This window comes from Arthrobacter sp. SPT-J7, from assembly GCF_059089965.1.
In genome coordinates, this window is record NZ_JBNHFF010000629.1 from 1 (window position 1) to 288 (window position 288).

The 288-nt window shown below is 56.6% G+C and carries 1 protein-coding gene; it reads right to left on the minus strand.

Annotated features, from left to right (window positions below; translation table 11 throughout):
- Nucleotides 1-137, minus strand: a 137-nt coding sequence (gene rpmB / locus AC5RWX_RS34590; protein WP_227316990.1) for a 50S ribosomal protein L28, incomplete at its 3' end; no start/stop codon positions are given.
- Nucleotides 138-288: the final 151 nt, after the last annotated feature.

Consider the following 288-nt stretch of genomic DNA (forward strand, 5'->3'; position numbering starts at 1 on the left):
TTACGGCGCAGGGACGGAACCCAGTAGCGCTTCTTCTGAATGTTCGGATCGAACCGACGCTTGTTGCGGCGGTGCGAGTGCGAAATGCTGTGCCCAAAGCCCGGCTCGGCTCCGGTCACTTGGCAGTGTGCTGCCATGACTTCTCCTCAAGAATTGAAAGTAATGATCCGCATATCTGCTGCTGGACCATGCTGCTAAGGGCGACCCAAAAATGAAGAAGGGCAACGGTTAGTCACGCAACTTGAGCCCCTAACTACCGGCCGCCCTGGAGAAATTACCGGGCAACCG